This is a genomic window from Nonomuraea sp. NPDC049158 (assembly GCF_040648335.1).
GTDB lineage: Bacteria > Actinomycetota > Actinomycetes > Streptosporangiales > Streptosporangiaceae > Nonomuraea.
Map to the genome: position 1 here is coordinate 333,472 of NZ_JBEZDM010000003.1, position 18,604 is coordinate 352,075.

Annotated in this window: 15 protein-coding genes; 10 read left to right on the forward strand and 5 right to left on the reverse strand. The window is 70.2% G+C overall.

What is annotated here, in order from left to right; translation table 11 throughout:
- From AB0B61_RS09190 to AB0B61_RS09200, 3 genes are read right to left on the reverse strand one after another with little or no spacing between them, the layout of a single operon-like run.
- Positions 1-807 (reverse strand): carbohydrate ABC transporter permease, encoded by an 807-nt coding sequence (locus AB0B61_RS09190; protein ID WP_358429891.1) that lies wholly within the window; start codon positions 805-807, stop codon positions 1-3.
- The gene (locus AB0B61_RS09195) at positions 804-1,733 is read right to left on the reverse strand and encodes a sugar ABC transporter permease (RefSeq protein ID WP_358429893.1); all 930 of its coding nucleotides are present in this window, start codon (positions 1,731-1,733) and stop codon (positions 804-806) included. The genes AB0B61_RS09190 and AB0B61_RS09195 overlap by 4 nt, the downstream gene beginning before the upstream one ends.
- Positions 1,730-3,001: an extracellular solute-binding protein gene (locus AB0B61_RS09200; protein WP_358429895.1), complete on the reverse strand. Its 1,272-nt coding sequence runs from the start codon at positions 2,999-3,001 to the stop codon at positions 1,730-1,732. The genes AB0B61_RS09195 and AB0B61_RS09200 overlap by 4 nt, the downstream gene beginning before the upstream one ends.
- 142 nt (positions 3,002-3,143) lie before the next feature.
- Here AB0B61_RS09200 and AB0B61_RS09205 point away from each other — a divergent pair, with 142 nt between their 5' ends.
- Positions 3,144-4,229 (forward strand): FCD domain-containing protein, encoded by a 1,086-nt coding sequence (locus AB0B61_RS09205; RefSeq protein WP_358429897.1) that lies wholly within the window; start codon positions 3,144-3,146, stop codon positions 4,227-4,229.
- Here the strand turns inward: AB0B61_RS09205 and AB0B61_RS09210 are convergent.
- Positions 4,205-6,622 (reverse strand): glycoside hydrolase family 95 protein, encoded by a 2,418-nt coding sequence (locus AB0B61_RS09210; protein ID WP_358429899.1) that lies wholly within the window; start codon positions 6,620-6,622, stop codon positions 4,205-4,207. The genes AB0B61_RS09205 and AB0B61_RS09210 overlap by 25 nt on opposite strands.
- 188 nt (positions 6,623-6,810) lie before the next feature.
- Here AB0B61_RS09210 and AB0B61_RS09215 point away from each other — a divergent pair, with 188 nt between their 5' ends.
- The 4 genes from AB0B61_RS09215 to pip all read left to right on the forward strand — a co-directional run bounded on the left by AB0B61_RS09215 (position 6,811) and on the right by pip (position 12,601).
- A complete protein-coding gene (locus AB0B61_RS09215) occupies positions 6,811-7,503 on the forward strand; it encodes a FadR/GntR family transcriptional regulator (protein WP_357948014.1) in 693 nt (230 codons plus the stop codon).
- A gap of 20 nt (positions 7,504-7,523) precedes the next feature.
- A complete protein-coding gene (locus AB0B61_RS09220; RefSeq protein ID WP_358429901.1) occupies positions 7,524-8,483 on the forward strand; it encodes an amidohydrolase family protein in 960 nt (319 codons plus the stop codon).
- 215 nt (positions 8,484-8,698) lie between these two features.
- Positions 8,699-11,596, forward strand: a complete 2,898-nt coding sequence (locus AB0B61_RS09225) for a M36 family metallopeptidase (protein ID WP_358429903.1) — start codon at positions 8,699-8,701, stop codon at positions 11,594-11,596.
- A 57-nt stretch (positions 11,597-11,653) separates the two neighbouring features.
- The gene (pip, locus tag AB0B61_RS09230) at positions 11,654-12,601 is read left to right on the forward strand and encodes a prolyl aminopeptidase (protein ID WP_358429905.1); all 948 of its coding nucleotides are present in this window, start codon (positions 11,654-11,656) and stop codon (positions 12,599-12,601) included.
- 97 nt (positions 12,602-12,698) lie between these two features.
- Here the strand turns inward: pip and AB0B61_RS09235 are convergent, their stop codons facing one another.
- Positions 12,699-14,063, reverse strand: coding sequence for an aminotransferase class I/II-fold pyridoxal phosphate-dependent enzyme (locus tag AB0B61_RS09235; RefSeq protein WP_358429907.1), 1,365 nt, complete (start codon positions 14,061-14,063; stop codon positions 12,699-12,701).
- A gap of 142 nt (positions 14,064-14,205) precedes the next feature.
- Between AB0B61_RS09235 and AB0B61_RS09240 the strand changes: the two genes are divergently transcribed.
- Genes AB0B61_RS09240 through AB0B61_RS09260 form a run of 5 tightly spaced genes read left to right on the forward strand, consistent with a single transcriptional unit; the run spans position 14,206 to position 18,584 of the window.
- On the forward strand, positions 14,206-15,099 hold the full coding sequence (locus tag AB0B61_RS09240; protein WP_358429909.1) for a hypothetical protein: 894 nt from the start codon (positions 14,206-14,208) through the stop codon (positions 15,097-15,099).
- Positions 15,096-15,950 (forward strand): nitrilase-related carbon-nitrogen hydrolase, encoded by an 855-nt coding sequence (locus tag AB0B61_RS09245; RefSeq protein ID WP_358429912.1) that lies wholly within the window; start codon positions 15,096-15,098, stop codon positions 15,948-15,950. Before AB0B61_RS09240 ends, AB0B61_RS09245 begins: the two co-directional genes overlap by 4 nt.
- Positions 15,950-16,879: an ABC transporter substrate-binding protein gene (locus AB0B61_RS09250; RefSeq protein ID WP_358429914.1), complete on the forward strand. Its 930-nt coding sequence runs from the start codon at positions 15,950-15,952 to the stop codon at positions 16,877-16,879. The genes AB0B61_RS09245 and AB0B61_RS09250 overlap by 1 nt, the downstream gene beginning before the upstream one ends.
- Entirely contained in the window at positions 16,876-17,823 is a 948-nt protein-coding gene (locus tag AB0B61_RS09255; protein ID WP_358429916.1) for an amino acid ABC transporter permease, read from the forward strand. Before AB0B61_RS09250 ends, AB0B61_RS09255 begins: the two co-directional genes overlap by 4 nt.
- Positions 17,820-18,584 carry an amino acid ABC transporter ATP-binding protein gene (locus AB0B61_RS09260; protein WP_358429918.1) on the forward strand — a complete coding sequence of 255 codons (765 nt, stop codon included), beginning with the start codon at positions 17,820-17,822 and terminating at the stop codon, positions 18,582-18,584. Before AB0B61_RS09255 ends, AB0B61_RS09260 begins: the two co-directional genes overlap by 4 nt.
- Positions 18,585-18,604 lie beyond the last annotated feature (20 nt).

Here is an 18,604-nt window from a genome sequence, read left to right on the forward strand (position 1 = left end):
TCAACCTTTCGTGGCCCCGGCGGTGAGGCCGCTGATGATGTGCCGTTGCATGAAGACGAAGAAGACCAGGAGCGGGGCGATGGCCAGCAGCAGCGTCGGGAAGACCACCGTGTAGTCGGTGGAGTACTGGCTGACCGCCGCGTAGACGCCGGTGGTCACCGTGTACAGGCCGCTGCCGGGGCCCAGGATGATCTGCGGGTTCACGAAGTCGTTCCACACCGAGAAGGTGTTGAGGATGACCATCGTGGCGACCGCGGGCCGCATCAGCGGGAAGACGATCTGCCAGAACGTCCGCAGCCGCCCGGCCCCGTCCACCGCCGCCGCCTGGTCGAGCACGGCCGGGACGGTGGCGATGTAACCGGCGTACAGGAAGATCGAGAACGGCAGCGTGAGCACGGTCTCGAACAGCACGAACCCGCGGATCGTCCCCATCAGCCCGAGCGTCTTGAGCACGTACACGACGGGGATGACCAGCACCTGCCCCGGGATGAACGTCCCGGCCAGGAAGAACAGCATCAGCACCCGGAAGCGGCGCTTCGGGCTGCGCGCGATCACGTAGGCGGCGGGCGCGGCCAGCAGCACCGAGAGCAGGTTGACCGCCACCACGAACAGCAGCGTGACCGCGTACCCCTTGACCACATTGAACTGCGGGTTTGTCAGCGCCCTGCCCAAGGGCTCCAGCGTGAGGCTTCCCAGGCCGAACGGGTTGGCCAGGATGTCCTGCTGGCCCTTGAACGCGTTGACGGTCAGCACGTACAGGGGGATGAGCATGAAGGCGACGGTCGCCCAGAGGAAGGGCTTTCTCACTGGTGCACCGCCAGCTCGCCGCGCCTGCGCAGCCGGGTCACCACGAACGCCAGCGCCGCCGTCACCAGCATGAGCAGCACCGACTGCGCCGAGCCGAAGCCGAGGCGGGCGTCGTGGAAGGAGTTCCACAGGATGAGGTAGGCGACGGTCTGCGTCTGACCGGCCGGGCCGCCCGCCGTCAGCGACACCACCAGGTCGTACGTCTTGAGCAGCGTCACCAGCGACAGCACGATGTTGACCGTCACGGACGGGCCCAGGGCGGGCAGCGTCACGTTCCTGAACACCTGAAGGCGGGTCGCGCCGTCGATGCGCGCCGCCTCGATCAGCGAGTGCGGTACGGCCTGTAGCCCGGCCAGGTACAGCACCACGTTGACGCCGAACCCCGCCCACACCAGCACCGCGATCATGGTGATCGTGGCCCACGTCGGATCGGACAGGAACGGCAGCACCTCCCCGCCCCAGGTGGTCACCAGGTTGTTGACCGCGCCGGTGGTGCCGAGGATCGCCGACCAGAGGAAGCCGACCACGAGGGCGCTGAGCACGTGCGGGTAGAACAGCACGATCCGGAAGAACGTGTTCGCCCTGGAGACGCCGTTCACCAGGAGGGCGAAGCCGAGGCCCAGGAGGTTGAGCCCGGCCGTGCCCGCCGCCGCGACCAGCAGGGTGACCAGGGCGGCGCGGCGCAGCTCGGGGTCGTCCAGGAGGTTGACGTAGTTGGCGGCGCCGACGAAGGCGGGATTGGCGCTGAAGCCGTCCCAGTCGGTCAGGCTCAGGTAGAGGGCCAGGCCGACCGGGACGATCAGCATCACGATGTAGAGGACGGTGGCGGGGGCGACCATGATCGCGGTGACCCAGCCGTCGCGTGTTCTGGGTTTGCGCCGCACGACCGGAGTGGTGATGAGGGGTGCTTCCCGGGTGAGCGTCATGAACGGCCGGCCAGCCAGCGGTCCACGCCCTCGGCCACTTCCTTGGGCGACTTGCCCACGTACAGGCCCTGGACCTCGGTGTTCCAGGCGGCGTTGAAACCCTTGGGCAGGGTCGCGTCGCCGTAGCCCTCACCCTGCGCGACCCCGGAGGGGGCGCCGTCGAGGATCTGCTGCACCTGCTTCTCCAGCGGGGTGAACTCGCGCTCCACGCCGTTGCGGAAGTTGCCGTCCTGCTTGAGCTGGCTCTTGACCGCCGCCGGGTCGGTGACGAGCCACTTCACCAGCTTGACCGCCGCGTCCTTCTGCGGGGTGGACTTGAGGATCATGTACGGGGCCGCCATCGTGGCGCCCTGCGGGCCCGGGTAGCTCAGGCCCTTGTCGACCGGGGCGGGGAAGACGCCGACTTCGAAGTCCTTCTTGGCCTTGGCCTCGGCGGCGGTGAACCAGCTGCCCATGACGTACATCGCCGACTTGCCGGACAGGAAGGCGGTCTCGGCGTCGGCGTACTTCATGCCCAGCGCGTTCTTGTCGACGTAGCCCTTGTCGATCCAGGTGCGGTAGCGCTCCAGGAACGGCAGCAGCGACTCGCCCGCCTTGAGCTTGCCCGCCTTGATGTCCTGCTGCCACGTGGGGTGCGCCTGGGCGCGCGACGGGCTGGACAGCTGCAGCAGCTGGAGCCCGGTCAGGAACTCGCCGCCGGTCTGCAGCGGCAGCGTCCCGGCCGCCTTGAGCTTGCCCATGACCGTGTCGAACTCGTCGAGCGTGGTCGGCGGCTTGTCGATCCCGGCCTTCTCGAACGCCGCCTTGTTGTAGAAGACCAGCGACTGCGCCTGTACGCCGACGCCGACCGTGTAGACCTTGCCGTTCAGGCTCGCCTCCTTGACCAGCGGCGTGTCCTTCGCCCACGGCTGGTCGGTCAGGTCGAGCATCTGCTGGGAGAGCGTCTCGTCGGCTGTCAGCGTCTCGATCACGTCGGGGGCGTTGCCCGCGGCGAGTTGCTGGGGCAGCGTGTCGGCCACGCCCTTGCCGGTCGGCGCCTCGATCTTGACGTCGATGCCGGGATTGGCCTGCTCGAACGGCTTGACCAGCCCGTCCCAGTACGCCTGGGTGAGGTTCGGGGTGATGTTGACCAGCATCCGCACCGAGACCTGGCCCCCCTCGCTCTGCTGCGCCTGCGAGCCGCCGGCGAAGCCGCCCCCGCCGCAGCCGGCGAGCAGGAGCAGGCCGCCGAGAGCGGTCAGGGCGTGGGTTGGACGTGGGGAGCGCATCGCACCTCCAGGGGAGACGCCTTTTAATGGGTCGTCACTCGATTAACGATTATTTAATACGTAGGTCACATAGACTCGTCAAGAGCCACGTAAATAGGTTGCGAGCGGATTGCCTGAGTCATAAATACGTTAGGATAGGCGGATGGCTGGACGCGAGGACGGCAAGCGGCTGGTGCTGGGCGCGGAGGAGCTGGCCGCCCTGCGGGCGTGGGCGGAGGGGGCCGGCGAGAGCCTGAGCCTGCGCAGCCGCATCGTGCTCGCCTGCGTCGAGGGCCTGCCCCGCAACGAGATCGCGGCGCGGCTGGCGGTGAGCCCCGCGACCGTGGCCAAGTGGCGCGACCGGTTCGTCGAAAGGGGCCTCGACGGCCTGGCCGACGCCCCGCGCCCCGGCCGCCCGCGCACCGCGGAGCGGCGGGAGGCCGAACGGGTGATCGCCGCCGCGGCCACCGGTCCTGCCGTCCCCTCGACGCGCACGATGGCCAGGCAGCTCGGCCTCTCGCAGTCCACGGTGGCGCGCATCTGGCAGGAGCAGCAGGTCGCGCCGCCCGCGGCCCGGCTGGTGCCCAGGGAGCTGCTGTCCGACCGGGTCTATGAGCTGCTGCGCGGCTGGATCGTCGCCGGGGAGCTGGTGGCGGGGCAGCGGCTGGTGGAGTCGGAGATCGCCCGCCGGGTCGGCACCAGCCAGGCCCCGGCCAGGGAGGCGATCAAGCGGCTGGCGCACGAGGGCCTGGTCATCTCCTATCCCAACCGGGGCAGCTACGTCGCGGAGATCTCCGACGAGCAGGCCCGCGAGGTCCGCGACATCCGGGTGCTGCTGGAGGAGTACGCCGCCCGCGAGGCCGCCACCCGCGTCCGGCCCGAGACGCTGCGGGCGCTGACCGCCGACGTGCAGGCGATGCGGCGGGCGGCGGGCGACGGCGACATCGGCGCCTTCCGGGACGCCGACCTGGCCTTCCACCGGCGCGTCTGCGCCGCCTGCGGCAACTCCTTCCTGCTGCGGCTGTGGCGGACCATCGAGTCCAACCTGTGGAGCCTGCACGTGGTCGGCAACCCGCTCTACGGTGGCGACTGGGGCGCGATGGCGGGCCACCACGACGACCTGGTGGCGGCGCTGGCCTCCGGCGACCCGGACGAGGCGGCCCGCCTGTTCGCCGCCCACGCCAGGGGCGAGGCGTCCCGCACCCCGCCCCGCACTCGGCCTGGTCAGGCGGACGCGGTCACTTCGTAGACCCCGCCGCGCCGGGTGTCGAAGACGATCACTCCCGGCTCCGGCCGTTCGGCTTTGACCGGCCTGCCGTGCTCGGTCACCGTGACCTCCTTCGCGGTGCGCAGCGTGAGCTTCCGCCCCAGATCCGAGCGGATCTTCCCGCGCCGTACGGCCCCGCCGCCCCACTCCAGGTCGATCTCGAAGCCGCCACGGGCCCGCAGCCCGCGAAACGACCCGGCCGACCAGACCGAGGGCAGCGCCGGCAGCAGGTGTACCTGGTCGCCGTGGCTCTGCAGCAGCATCTCGGTGATCCCCGAGGTGCCGCCGAAGTTGCCGTCGATCTGGAACGGCGGATGCAGGTCGAACATGTTGGGCGCGGTCCGGGCGGGCAGCAGCAGGTTGCTCAGCCGCTTGTACGCCTCGGGCGCGTCCAGCAGCCGAGCCCAGAAGTTGATCTTCCAGGCCAGCGACCAGCCCGCGCCCGCCTCCCCCCGCAGCTCCAGCGTCCGGCGGGCGGCCGTGGCCAGCTCGGGGGACAGGCGCGGGTCGATCTGGTGGCTCGGGAACAGGCCCCACAGGTGGGAGATGTGCCGGCTGCGCGACAACGCGGCGTCGCCCCGGTAGTCCTCCTGCCACTCCTGGATCTGGCCGAGGTGACCCACCTGGGTGGGCACCAGCCGGGAGCGGGCCTGCTTCACCTGCTCCCGCATGCCCTCCTCCAGCCGCAGGATCGTCGAGGCCTCCTCGAAGGCGCCGAACAGGTCCCGCAGGATCTGCATGTCCATGGTGGGACCGGCGCAGATGCTGACGTTCTCGCCGCCGTCCTCGTGGTGGCCGACCTCGGGGGAGTGCGAGGGATTGGTCACCAGGTAGCCGGTCCTGGGGTCGGTCTGCAGCGTGTCCAGGAAGAACTGGACCGAGCCCTTGATCAGCGGGAAGTGCTCGCGCAGCCGCCGCTCGTCGCCCGTGTAGAGGTAGTGCTCCCACATCGTCAGGCAGAGCCACGCGCCGCCGCTCGGCCACACGCCGTAGAAGGCGAAGTCGACGGGGGCCGTGCCGCGCCAGCCGTCGGTGTTGTGGTGGGCCACCCAGCCGCCCGCGCCGTACTGCGTCCTGGCGGTCCTGGCCCCCGACTCGGCCAGGTCCTTGATCAGGTCGAACAGCGGCTCCATGCACTCGGTCAGGTTGGCCGGCGCGGCCGGCCAGTAGTTCATCTCGCAGTTGATGTTGATCGTGTACTTCGACTCCCACGCGGGGGTGAGCGAGTCGTTCCAGATGCCCTGAAGATTGGCCGCGTAGCCGGGGGAGCGGGAGCTGGAGATCAGCAGGTAGCGGCCGTACTGGAAGTACAGCGCCGCGAGCTGCGGGTCGGTGTCGAGCTGCTTGCGGGCGATGCGCTCGTCGGTCGGCAGCGCGACGGCCTCCGAGGTGCCCAGGTCGATCGCCACCCGCCCGAACAACCGCTGATAGTCCCGCACGTGCTGGTGCGTCAGCACCTCGTACGGCCGCCCGCTCGCCCGCTTCAGATGCCGCTCCGCCACCTGGGCCGGGTCGCCGCCGACGTCCTTGAAGTTCCGGTAGCTCGAGCCCATGGAGATCAGCAGGGTGACCTCGTCGGCGCCCTCCACCACCAGCGTGCCGCCGTCGGTACGGACCGTGCCGCCCTTCGCCTCGGCCTTGGCCAGGGCCTGGAAGCGCACCTCGCCCTTCATGCCCTGGGTGTCGCCGCTGACCCCGTCGAGCGCGATCGTGGCCCGGCCGGCCGCGGCCGTGGTCGAGCTCTGCGCGCTGGAGAAGGCCGCCTGGAACGTCACCGCGCCCGGTTTGTCGGCCGTGTGACGGACGACGATGAGCTGGTCGGGGTTGCTGGCGAAGACCTCACGCGAGTGGCGGACGCCGTCGCGGACGTAGGTCACCGTGGTGACGGCACGGGTCAGGTCGAGCTCGCGGCGGTATTCGGTGAATTCCGCCGACCCCGGGAACGTCAGCGTGAGGTCGCCGAGCACCTGGTAGGGGGCCTGCTCGCTGGGTCTGCCGAGGAACTTCTGGTCGGCCAGGTTCTGCGCCGCCTGCCACTTGTCCTCCCAGACCAGCTGCCTGATCTGCGGGAGGGCGGCCAGCGCCTCGGGGCTGTCGTAATTGTGCGGGCCGCCGGCCCAGATGCTGTCCTCGTTGAGCTGGAGGCGTTCGGTCGCCACGCCGCCGAAGACCATGGCGCCGAGCCGTCCGCAGCCGACCGGTAATGCCTCCAGCCAGGCGGCGGCGGGCTTGCCGTACCAGAGAGTGAGGGGGTTGTCCCGCGCGGACGGCTCGGCCAGCGCGGGTCCTGCGGCGATGCCGCTCGTGAGCAGGGAGCCGGCGGCGGCTCCCAGCCCGGTCGTGAGCACGCCCCTGCGTGTGTAGCCGTGGGTCACCATTACTCCTCTTGTTTCGCTTTCGCGGAGGTTGTTGCGCGGTGGTTAACGCGGATGGGCCAAGGCGGACGTGGGATGTATTAGTACGCTCGATCGTCATCCGCTGTCTAGTTCCCCACGTCCGGCGCATAGGGCTGGCCAGAACATGGGACGTTTGTTAGATTCCAGCTGGCGAACGAGAGGATCAGATGTCCCTGACAGACGAGGCCATCGCCCGGATCCGGCAACTCATCCAGTCCGGAGACCTGCCGCCCGGCTCGCGGCTGCCGCCAGAACCGCAGCTCGCCGCCCAGCTCGGCGTCTCGCGCAACCCGCTGCGCGAGGCCGTCAAGGCGCTGGTGGTGGCGCGCGTCCTCGACGTGCGCAGGGGCGACGGCACGTACGTCACCAGCCTGGAGCCGGCGCTCCTGCTCGAAGGGCTCGGGATCGCCATCGAGCTGCTGCGTGACGACACGCTCATGGAGGTCATCGAGACCCGGCGGCTGTTCGAGCCGGTCGCCACGGCGCTGGCCGCCACCCGGGTGTCCGACGCCCAGCTGGCGGTCATCGAAGAGCAGCTGGCGGCCATGCGGGAGGTCAGCGGCGACGTGGAGAAGCTCAACCACTTCGACGCCGCCTTCCACCGCGCGGTCGTGGCCGCGACCGGCAACGAGACGCTGTGCACACTGCTCGACGGCATCTCCGGCCGGACGACGCGGATGCGGGTGTGGCGCGGGAGCGTGGTCGCGGGCAGCGCGGACCGCACGCTCGCCGAGCACCAGGCGATCTACGACGCCCTCGCCGCGCGCGACGCCCCGCTGGCCCAGGCGGCGGCGCTGATGCACGTCAGCACGACCGAGAGCTGGTTCCGCCTCGTCCTCGCCACCGAGCCGCCGCGATGACCGGCATGGAGGCACCTGGCATGGACGCGTCTGGGATGGACCCGTCTGCGGTGGACGCGGCTCGCATAGAGGCGCCTCGGATAGAGGCGCCTCGGATAGACGCGCACCACCACGTCTGGGATCTCGGGGTCCGGGCCCATGGCTGGCTCGATGCCGAGAAGCTGGCGCCGATCCGTCGCACGTTCACCCTCGACCGGCTCGCGGAGCACGCCGCCGCAGCGGGAGTGGGCGGGACCGTGCTGGTGCAGGTGCTGCCCGATCTGGCGGAGACCGTGGAGTTCCTGGCCTTGGCCGGGAAGTCTGAGCTGGTGGCAGGGGTCGTGGGCTGGGTCGATCTCACCGCGCCCGCCGTCGCCGAGACGCTGGCCGGCCTGCTCGGCGGGCAATCAGGCCGGGCAGGCCAGGCAGGTCGGCCCGGCCAGGCAGGTCGGCCCGGCGGGCTGGTGGCGATCCGCCACGGCGTGCAGGCCGAGCCCGACCCCGGCTGGCTCACCCGCCCCGACGTCCGCCGTGGGCTGGCCGCCGTGGCATCGGCGGGTCTGGCCTACGACCTGCTCACGTTGCCGCACCAGCTGCCCGCGGCGATCGAGACGGTGGCCGCGCTGCCCGAGCTGACGTTCGTGCTCGACCACCTGTCGAAGCCGCCCATCGCCTCGGGGCAGCTCGAACCGTGGGCGAGCCGGATCCGGGAGTTGGCCGCACACCCGAACGTGTACTGCAAGCTGTCCGGCATGGTCACCGAGGCCGACTGGGCGTCCTGGCGAGTGGCCGACCTGCGGCCCTACGCCGAGACCGTGCTGGCGGAGTTCGGACCGGAGCGGGTGATGTTCGGGTCGGACTGGCCGGTCTGCCTGCTCGCCGCCGATTACCAGCGGGTCGTGTCGGTGGCCGAGGAGCTGTGCGCGGGGCTGTCGGCGGGGGAGCGCGCGGCCGTCTTCGGCGGTACGGCCCGCCGGGCGTACCAACTCGGGAACCGCTGACGCGAACCACCCGCCCGGTGTACCGGCTCGATAACGGCCGACACGGACCCCCGCCCAGACCTGCCAGGCGTACCGGCCCGCAAACCCCCGCCAACACTCCCCATACGCCGATATTTCAGGCTTTACAAGATCTTGTCAGCTCATAAAACCAGTGTTAACTCTTGCGGAGGCGCGGGACACGAGTTCCCGCGCCTCTGGACGTGCAGGAGGAATAGGTGCCGAGCAGACCCTGGTTACGCAGCACTGTCGTCGTCCTCGCCATCACGGCGTCCTCTCTACCCCTCACCGGAGCCGCCCGGAGTGAACCGGGCGCGACGGCTCCCCAAGTCCAAGGCGTTCAGGAGGGCGAGCCCGGCAAGCCCGATCTGGACAACCGGCAAGGCAGGGTCCCGCCGCCGGTCGGGATCAACGCCCGCAGCGCGGGACCGGCGGCCGAGATCCGCTGGAACGTTCTGGGCACTCCCGCCGCCATCACCAGCGCCGAGCCGCTGGCCGAAGGACTGGGCGGCGACCCGGAGCAGGCCGCGCGCGCCTACCTCAAGAACAACGAGCGGATCTTCGGCCTGTCCGGCGCGTCGGTCGACGCCCTGGAGAAGGTCGCGGTCAACCCGATCGGCGCCGGTCACGCCGTACTGCTGCGCCAGCGCTTCGGCGGCCTGCCGGCCGGCGTGGACGGCCTCGTCGCGATCGGCGTGGCCGGCGGCAAGATCAGGCACGTGACCTCCTCGCTGTCGCGTGACACGGCGGCGCCCCCGGCCGCCGCGATCACCGCGCAGCGGGCCATGGAGATCGCGGCCCGGGACGACGGCATCGACCTGGCCACGGCCGTCACCAAGCAGGTCAGCGCGGTGGCCGTACCGGCGCCCGACGGGGTGCACAGCGCATACCAGGTCGTCCTGATCGGTGGCAAGGGCGAGGCGGCGGGATACACCACGCACGTCGACGCGGTCAGCGGCGCGATCCTGGTCCGGGAGAACCTGGTCGAGCACTTCGACCCGGACAACCCGACCTGGTCGGCGTTCCCGTCGAACCCGCCCGACGACTACTCCTCCACCGACACCCGCCAGACCTGGTGTTTCGCGGCGGCCCCCGGCTGCGACTACGTGACCGGCGGCGACCCGCCGACCGGCAAGGCGTGGGACGTCGACCACGCCACCAACACCTCGACCACCACCAGCGCCGGCAACGCGGCCAAGACCGTCGAGAACCGGGCGAACCCCGATCCGTTCTCGGTCGGCACCCGCGGCAACGTGCTCACGCCGAGCCGCAACTACGCCTACCCATGGCGTAACCAGTGGCACGAGGCGAAGTGCGACCCGGCGGTCTTCGACCAGAGCGGTGAGAACGACCTCGAAGCCGCCATCGCCAACCTGAACGCCATGCACAACCGCATGCACGACTGGTCCTACCGGCTCGGCTTCACCGAGACGGCGTGGAACATGCAAGTGAACAACGGCGACCGTGGCGGGCTCGGCAACGACCCCGAGCAGGGCAACGCCCAGGCGGGCGCCCGCGACCTGACCGTGCGTGACAACGCCAACCAGATCACCGGCCCCGACGGGGTGGCGCCGATCACGAACATGTACCTGTGGCAGCCGATCGCGGGCTCGTTCTACTCCCCGTGCGTGGACGGCGACTACGACATGTCGGTCATCGGCCACGAGAACACCCATGCCATCTCCGGCCGTATGATCGGCGGCCCGAACGCCGGCTGGAGCGGCGCGCAGGCCGGCGCGATGAACGAGAGCACCTCCGACCTGATGGCGATGGAGTACCTGTTCGAGTACGGCTTCCGTCCCTCCGGCCTGACCCCGTACGTCACGGGCGGCTATGTCACCGGCGACCGCGAGCGCGGCATCCGCAACTACGACATGTCCAAGTCCCCGCTGAACTACAGCGACATCGCTTACGACCTCGTCGGCCAGCAGGTGCACGCGGACGGCGAGATCTGGTCGGCCACACAGTTCGACGTGCGCGAGGCCTTCGTCAAGCGGTACGGCAAGGGCACCGCCAAGCAGCAGCGGGCCTGCGCGGACGGCAAGACACCGCCGGCCAAGTGCCCGGGCAACCGGCGCTGGGCCCAGCTCTCCCTCGACGCCCTGCTGCTGATGGCCTCGGGCGCGGTCAGCTACGTCGATCACCGGGACGCGCTGCTCGCGGCCGACGCGATGCGCTTCGACGGCGCCGACCAGGACATCATGTGGCGCGCGTTCGCCGAGCACGGCCTGGGCGCGACGGCGGCCAGCGTCGGCCCGAACGACCCCGACCCCACGCCGAGCTTCGCGAACCCGGCCGGCAAGAACGGCTCGCTGCAGCTCAAGCCGCTGGGCGAGGCGAAGGGCGCGGCGCTGCGGCTGTACGTGGGCGACTACGAGGGACGGGTGGTCCCGGTCGCCGACACCGATCCCGCGACGCCGCTCGGTGACACCGTGGAGATGACGCCCGGCCTCTACGACTTCGTGGTGGCGGGCAACGGGTTCGGCCACACGCGGCTGAAGTTCCCGGTGGTGGGTGGCGCGAAGCTGCCGCTTCCCCTGCCGCTGTCGCGCAACCTCGCCTCGGCCACGGCCGGCGCGGTGGCCTCGGGCGACGGCGTCAACCAGGCCAAGCTGATCGACGAGACCGAGGCCACGAACTGGGCCTCACTCACCGGGGCGCCGGCCGGCAAGTCGGTCACGGTGGACCTGGCGGGCGACAGCCCGGTCAAGGTCCGCAGAGTCCAGGTCAGCGCCATGCTCAGACCCAACATCAACGACGCGGCCGACCCCGGCGCGCAGAACCGCTTCACCGCCCTGCGCTCCTTCGAGGTGCTCGCCTGCGCCAAGGACTGCGCGAACCCGGCCAATTTCAAGAGGATCTACACCAGCCCCGCGGACGCGTTCAAGACCACGCTGCCCCGTCCGCGCGGCGCGAACCTGCTCATCAAGTCGTTCACCGTCCCCGCCACCACCGCCACCCACCTGATGCTCCGTACGCTCACCACCCAGTGCACCGGCAACCCGCTCTACGGCGGTGAGCAGGACAACGATCCCAACTCCTCGACGGACTGCGCCACGGCCAGCCCGACGCGCGACCAGGCCCGAGCCGCCGAATTCCAGGCGTTCTCGTACTGATCCGCGGAGACGGTACGGCTTGCGCTCACCACCGGGCGCAGGCCGTACCGTTGATCTATGTATCCTCCGATCGAGCCCTACGACCATGGGCATCTCGACACCGGCGACGGCCATCTCGTCTACTGGGAGGTCTGCGGAAATCCGGCGGGCAAGCCCGCACTCGTCGTCCACGGTGGCCCTGGTTCGGGCTGCTCGGAGAATCAGCGGCGTAGGTTCGATCCCGAGCGTTACCGCATCATCCTGTTCGACCAGCGCAACTGCGGCCGGAGCCTGCCGCACGCCAGTGACCCGGCCACTGATCTGTCCACCAACACCACCCCGCACCTGATCGCCGACATGGAACGGCTGCGGGAGCACCTCGGCGTCGAGCGGTGGCTGCTCTATGGCGGCTCGTGGGGGTCCACGCTCATGCTCGCCTACGCCGAGACGCACCCGACGCGGGTGTCGGAGCTGGTGATCTGCGGCGTCACCATGACCCGCCGCTCCGAGATCGACTGGCTCTACAACGGCGTCGGCCGCTACTTCCCCGAGCAGCGGCAGCGCTTCCGCGAGGGCGTCCCCGAGTCCGAGCGCGATGGCGACGTGCTGGCCGCCTACGCGCGTCTCATGTCCGACCCCGACCCCGCCGTCCGCGCCAAGGCCGCCCAGGACTGGGTGACCTGGGAGGACACGGTGATCTCCATGGAGGTCAACGGCAAGCCGAACGCTTACAGCGACCGCCCGCCCCTGGCGCTCCTGGCCTTCGTACGGATCTGCGCCCACTACTTCTCCAACGGCGCCTGGCTGGAGGAGGGCATCCTGCTGCGCGAGGCGCACAAGCTGGCCGGCATCCCCGGCGTGCTCCTCCACGGCCGCTTCGACCTGGGCTCACCGCTGGAGACCGCCTGGGACCTGGCCCAACGCTGGCCCGACGCCCGGCTGGTCGTGGTGGACGACTCGGGTCACACCGGCAGCGGCACCATGCGCGAGCAGGTCATGGCCGCCCTGGACGCCTTCGCGACCTGACCTCGGCCGCCTGGTACCGGGCGGCCCTTCGTCCGCTCCCCCCAAGGGGTCTCCTCCTAGGACCCCAGCCACGACGGACCGTCACAGTGCCACCGCGCTAGTGCCGGTCGGCCCCCGGTCGTTTGGCGGCCAGGGCGATCACGTCGGCGAGTTCGCCCAGCTCACTGGGCTCCTCGGTGAGCGCGGCGATGGCCAGCCGCAGATGCGGCCGACCAGGCCGGATCCGATACCGGCTGCCGGGCGCCGCCGAGATGCCATGGGCGGCCAGCGTGACCAGAGCCTCCGACTCGTCGTGGACCGGCACCCACAGCACGAGACTGTCCCGGCCCCCGGTGTGCACGCCACGGGCCGACAGCAGAGTGACCAGGCTCGCCCGGCGCCGGGCGTACGCGGTCCGAGCCTTCTCCACGATCGACTGCGTGGCCGGGTCGGTGAGCAGGTGGGCCAGCGCGTCCTGGAGGATCCTGCTGGTCCAGCCGGTGCCGTAGCTGCGCAGCACCCGCACCCGCTCCACGGCCTCCGCCGCCCCGCCGATGATCGCGAGCCGGAGGTCGGGCCCGTGTGACTTGGAGTACGAGCGCACCAGCACCGTCCGGTCGGGCAGCCGCGTGCCGATACTGCTCAGAGGCACGGTGGACAGGTCGCCGATCCCGTCGTCCTCGACGACGAGGGTGTTCGTGGGCTCGAGGAGCCGGGCCAGCTCGGCGGAGCGGCTCTCGGGCACGGCGTAACCGCACGGCGAGTGACCGCGCGGCTGGTAGACGAACGCCACCGGGCTGGAGCGCAGGCTTTCGGCGAGCGCGGCCGGGATGGGCCCGTCCTCGTCGCAGGCGACGGGGACCACCTCGACGCCGATCATCTCCAGGATGTCGAGCAGCCTGGCCGCGGTGGGCTCCTCGATGGCGATGCGGTCGCCAGGCAGGGCGGTCGTCTGGCAGAGCAGCTGGACCCCCTCGTACCCGCCGCCCAGCGCCAGCCAGCTCTGCGCCGCGAACGGCCAGGTGGGCTCCACCGCGGCCCGCAGGCGCGGGGTGATCGTCTCGCGGACGTAGCCGTTGAACCCTTCGGCGGAGGTGGCCGTGGCGAGCGCGGCGTCGAGCGGCGGGAGCAGCGCCCGGTCCGGCGCCGCGATGGCGAGGTCGATCGCCAGCCTGCTGCCGAAGTGGCCGATCCGCTCGTAGCGCGCCGGGTGCGGCACGCCAGGGGGTCCGAGCACCACCGTTCCCCGGCGGCCCTCCGTACCGATCATCCGGTGTTTGCGCAGTTCAGACCAGGCTTCGGCGATCGTGCTCGGGCTGACGCCGAGCGCGCGGGCCAGATTCCGCACGGTGGGCAGCCGCGCGCCGGGCCGCAGCGTGCCCTGCCGGATCAGGTCGATCAGAGAGGTCGCGATGCCACGCGCGCTCGGCTCGCGAACCTGCTGCCCCAGCCAGGCGGGATCGACCTCCACGAGAACTCCCATCTGACAAAGCTTTGTTCAGGAACAAAGAGCAACTTGTGTAGCGGATTTCGCTGAACATAAGGTACAGCCCAATACATCGCTAAAGGGAGTTTTTGTGACGAAACCTGGCATTCGGCTTGGTCTACGGGACTGGGATCACCTCGTGCCCGTGGCGACCGGCACGCTGACGTCCGAGGCGTTCGACCTGGATCTCGATTCCCGGTCGATCACGCCGGACGTGCTGAGCGAGCCCGAGCTGGACGGCGGGGAGACCTCCTTCAGCAGGTACGTTCTGGGCCGGGCCAAGGGTGACGACCGGCTGGTGGGACTGCCCGTCTTCGTGATGCGCGGCTTCCGCCAGCGGTGCGTGCTGGTGCGCCGCGACAGCGAGCTGCGTGAGTTCGCCGAGCTGAAGGGGGCTCGGATCGGCCTGACCGGCTGGCCGGACTCGGGCAACACCTGGACGCGGGCGCTCCTGCGCGCGGCCGGGGTCGACCTCACCGGGATCCAGTGGACGGTCGGCGCCGTGGACGCGCCCGAGCCGGGCAAGGACCGCGTCGGCACGGCGAAGCTGCCCGACAACGTCAGCGTGACCGACGGCTCGCTCGCCGAGCAACTCGACGCTGGAACGCTCGACGCGATCATGACCCCGTTCATGCCCGAGGGCTTCTTCACCCCCGGGAGCCGGTTCCGTCATCTCCTGCCCGACCACCCGGCGGCCGAGCTCGACTACTACCGCCAGAACGGCTTCGTCCCCGGCATCCACCTGGTGACGCTCAAGCGCGAGGTCGTCGAGCGCCACCCCTTCCTGCCGCAGGCCGTACAGGAGCTCTTCGAACGCTCCAAGCGGCACTGGCTGGCGCGGCGGCGGCTGCTGACCGACACCACCCCGTGGCTGCTCGCCGACCTGAGCAGGACCCAGGAGGTCTTCGGAGCGGACTGGATGCCGTACGGCACCGCCGCCAACGCCGCCATGACCGCGGCCTTCTGCACCGAACTCCACGCCCAGGGGATCGCCCCCGCCCCCATCGACCCCCAGGAGGTCTTCACCCGATGAGCAACCTGAACAACCTGCGTGTGGCGGTCGGCCAGTTCGCCTCCGCCGAGGACTGGGCGGCCAACCTCAAGACCTGCGGCGACCTCTTCGACGAGGCCGTCGCCGGGAACGCGGACCTGCTGGTGCTCCCGGAAGGGGCGATGGCCCTGTTCGTCGACGATCCGGTACGGATCCGGCAGGCGGCCCAGCCGCTCGACGGGCCGTTCGTCACTGGGCTGGCCGAGCGCACCCGAGGGACGAGCACCACGGTGATCGTCGGCATGCACCAGCCCGCCGAGGACGGCCGGGTGATCAACACGCTGGTCGCGCTGCGCGACGGCGAGATCATCACCATCTACCGCAAGCTGCACCTGTACGACGCCTTCGGCCGGCGCGAGTCGAACAACGTGGTGGCCAGCTCCGACAGCCCCGTCGTCTTCGACTGCGCGGGCTGGAAGATCGGGCTGATGACCTGCTACGACGTCCGGTTCCCCGAGCTGGCCCGGCTCCTGGCCGACCAGGGCGCGCAGGTGGTCGCGCTGCCCGCGGCCTGGGTACGGGGACCCGCCAAGGAGTGGCACTGGGAGGTCATGGTCACCGCCCGCGCCCTGGAGAACACCTACTACGTGGCCGCGTCCGGCGAGTGCGGCCGGCGCAACATCGGCAACAGCATGTTCGTCGACCCGCTCGGCATCACCCGAGCCCAGCTCAACGGCGACACGCCCGGTCTGCTCTGGTCCGAAGCCTCGGCCGAGGAGCTCGACCGGGCCCGCGAGAGCCTGCCCGTCCTCGCCAACCGGCGTTTCACCGTCAATCCCCTCCCCACCACCCCCTCGACAGGTCCCGCGACCTCGATCGCCCAAGGAGCGTAATGCGTAAGACCCAAGCCGCCGGTGCCGTCATGGCCGGCGCCCTGCTGCTGGCCGGATGCGGCGCCAACCCGACCGAGAGCCAGGGCGCCGTCGGGGACACCCCCTCCGCGCCCGCCGCCGCCAGCCACGCCAAGGACCAGGCCCTGTTCGACCGCCTGCCCGACAAGGTGAAGAGCGCGGGCAAGCTGGTCTCGGTGAACAACGGCTCGTTCCCGCCGTACGAGATCGCCGGCACCGACGGCAAGTCGCTGACCGGTGTCGCGGCCGACCTGTCCGAGGAACTGGGCGGCCTGCTCGGCGTCAAGATCGAGCACGTGACCGTGGACGGCCTGCCCAGCCAGCTCACCGGCATCGCGGCCGGCCGCTACGACCTGGCCCTCGGGCCGGTGGGCGACTTCCCCGACCGTCAGGCCTCCAACGACTTCGTCGACTGGGTGCAGGAGTTCGTCGTCTTCGCCGTGCCGAAGGGCAACCCGAACAAGATCCAGTCGATCGACGACACCTGCGGGCTGCGGATCTCCGTGATGGCCGGCGGGTCGGCCGAGAAGGTGATCAAGGCGCAGTCCGACACCTGCGTCAAGGACGGCAAGAAGAAGGTCGAGGTCCAGTCCTACAAGGACCAGCCCACCTCGATCCTCGCGGTCCGCTCCAACCGGGCCGACGCCTTCTTCTCCTCGCAGGCGCCGCTGACTTACTTCGTAAAGCAGTCGGGCGGTGAGCTGGAGCTGGCGGCCACCGGCAAGCCCAACGGATTCGACACCCTCTACCAGGGCGCCGTCGTGGCCAAGGACTCGCCGCTGCGGGACGTGATCAAGGACGGCATCCAGAAGCTGATCGACGACGGGACGTACGAGAAGGTCATGACAAAATGGGGGACCAACGGCAACATGCTCAAGCAGGCCGGCGTGAACCTGGCGGCGAAGCAGTGACGACCGCCACCGAGCGGCACTCGCCCCCTGAAGTGGACGTCGCGGGGGCGGCGCGGACGCGGCACCCGCTGCGCTGGGTGGCCTCGATCATCCTGCTGGTCCTCGCCGCCCAGCTGGTGAACCTGCTGATCACCAACCACAACTTCAAGTGGGACGTGGTCGCGCGCTACTTCAACGCGCAGGTCATCGGGGCGGGCATCATCACGACGCTCTACCTCACGGTGATCGCCATGGCCGTCGGCGTGATCCTGGGGGTGGTCGTCGCGATGGGGCGGCTCTCCCAGAACCCGATCGCGCGGATCGTCTCCGGGCTCTATGTCTGGTTCTTCCGTGGTACGCCGGTGCTGGTGCAGCTCGTGCTCTGGTACAACCTGTCCGCCCTGATGCCGCAGATCTCGTTCGGCATCCCGTTCGGCCCGGAGTTCCTCACGGCCGACACCAACAAGCTGATCACGCCGCTGCTGGCCGCCATCCTCGGGCTCGGGCTCAACGAGGGCGCGTACATGGCGGAGATCATCCGAGGCGGCCTGATGTCCGTCGATCCCGGCCAGACCGAGGCCGCGTCGGCGCTCGGCATGAGCCGTGGGCGGACGTTCCGCCGGATCGTCCTGCCGCAGGCGATGCGGTTCATCGTGCCGCCGACCGGCAGCCAGGTCATCAGCATGCTGAAGGCCACCTCGCTGGTCAGCGTCATCGCCCTCGCCGACCTGCTGTACACCGTGCAGGCGATCTACAACCGCACCTTCCAGACCATCCCGCTACTCATCGTGGCCTGCGTCTGGTACCTGGTGATCACGTCGATTCTGTACGTCGGCCAGTCCTTCATCGAGCGCCACTACGCGCGCGGCGCCACGCGGAACGCTCCGCAGAGCTTCTGGAGCTTCCTGATGTTCCGGCGACGGCAGCCGGCGCCGGCCCCGACCCGCGAGGAGACGCCATCATGAGCACGCCCATGGTGCACGCCCGGGCCGTACGCAAGAGCTTCGGCCATCTGGAGGTGCTCAAAGGCATCGACCTGAGCGTCGAGCGGGGTGAGGTCGTCGTCATCCTCGGCCCTTCCGGGTCGGGCAAGTCGACGTTCCTGCGGTGCGTCAACCACCTGGAGACCATCGACGGCGGCGCCATCCACGTGGACGGCGAACTGATCGGCTTCCGCGCCAACGGCGGGCGGGTGCACCACCTGGGCGATCGGGACATCACCCGCCAGCGGCGGGAGATCGGCATGGTCTTCCAGCAGTTCAACCTGTTCCCGCACTTCACCGTGGTGCAGAACATCATGGAGGCGCCCGTCGGGGTGCGCGGCGAATCGCGCGCGCAGGCTCGTACGCGGGCTCTGGCCCTGCTGGAGCGGGTAGGCCTGGCGGACAAGACGAACAGTTACCCCCGCCAGCTGTCCGGCGGCCAGCAACAGCGGGTCGCCATCGCCCGCGCGCTGGCCATGCAGCCCAAGCTGATGCTCTTCGACGAGCCGACCAGCGCGCTGGACCCCGAGCTGGTGGGCGAGGTGCTGGCCACCATGAAGGGGCTGGCCACCGACGGCCTCACCATGATCGTCGTCACGCACGAGGTGGGCTTCGCCCGCGAGGTGGCCGATCGGGTGGTGTTCATGGACGGCGGGGTCATCGTGGAGGCCGGACCGCCCGCCGAGGTGCTCGACAACCCGCAGAACCCGCGCACCCGCGCGTTCCTCAGCAAGGTCCTCTGAGGTCACATGCCAGCCTGATC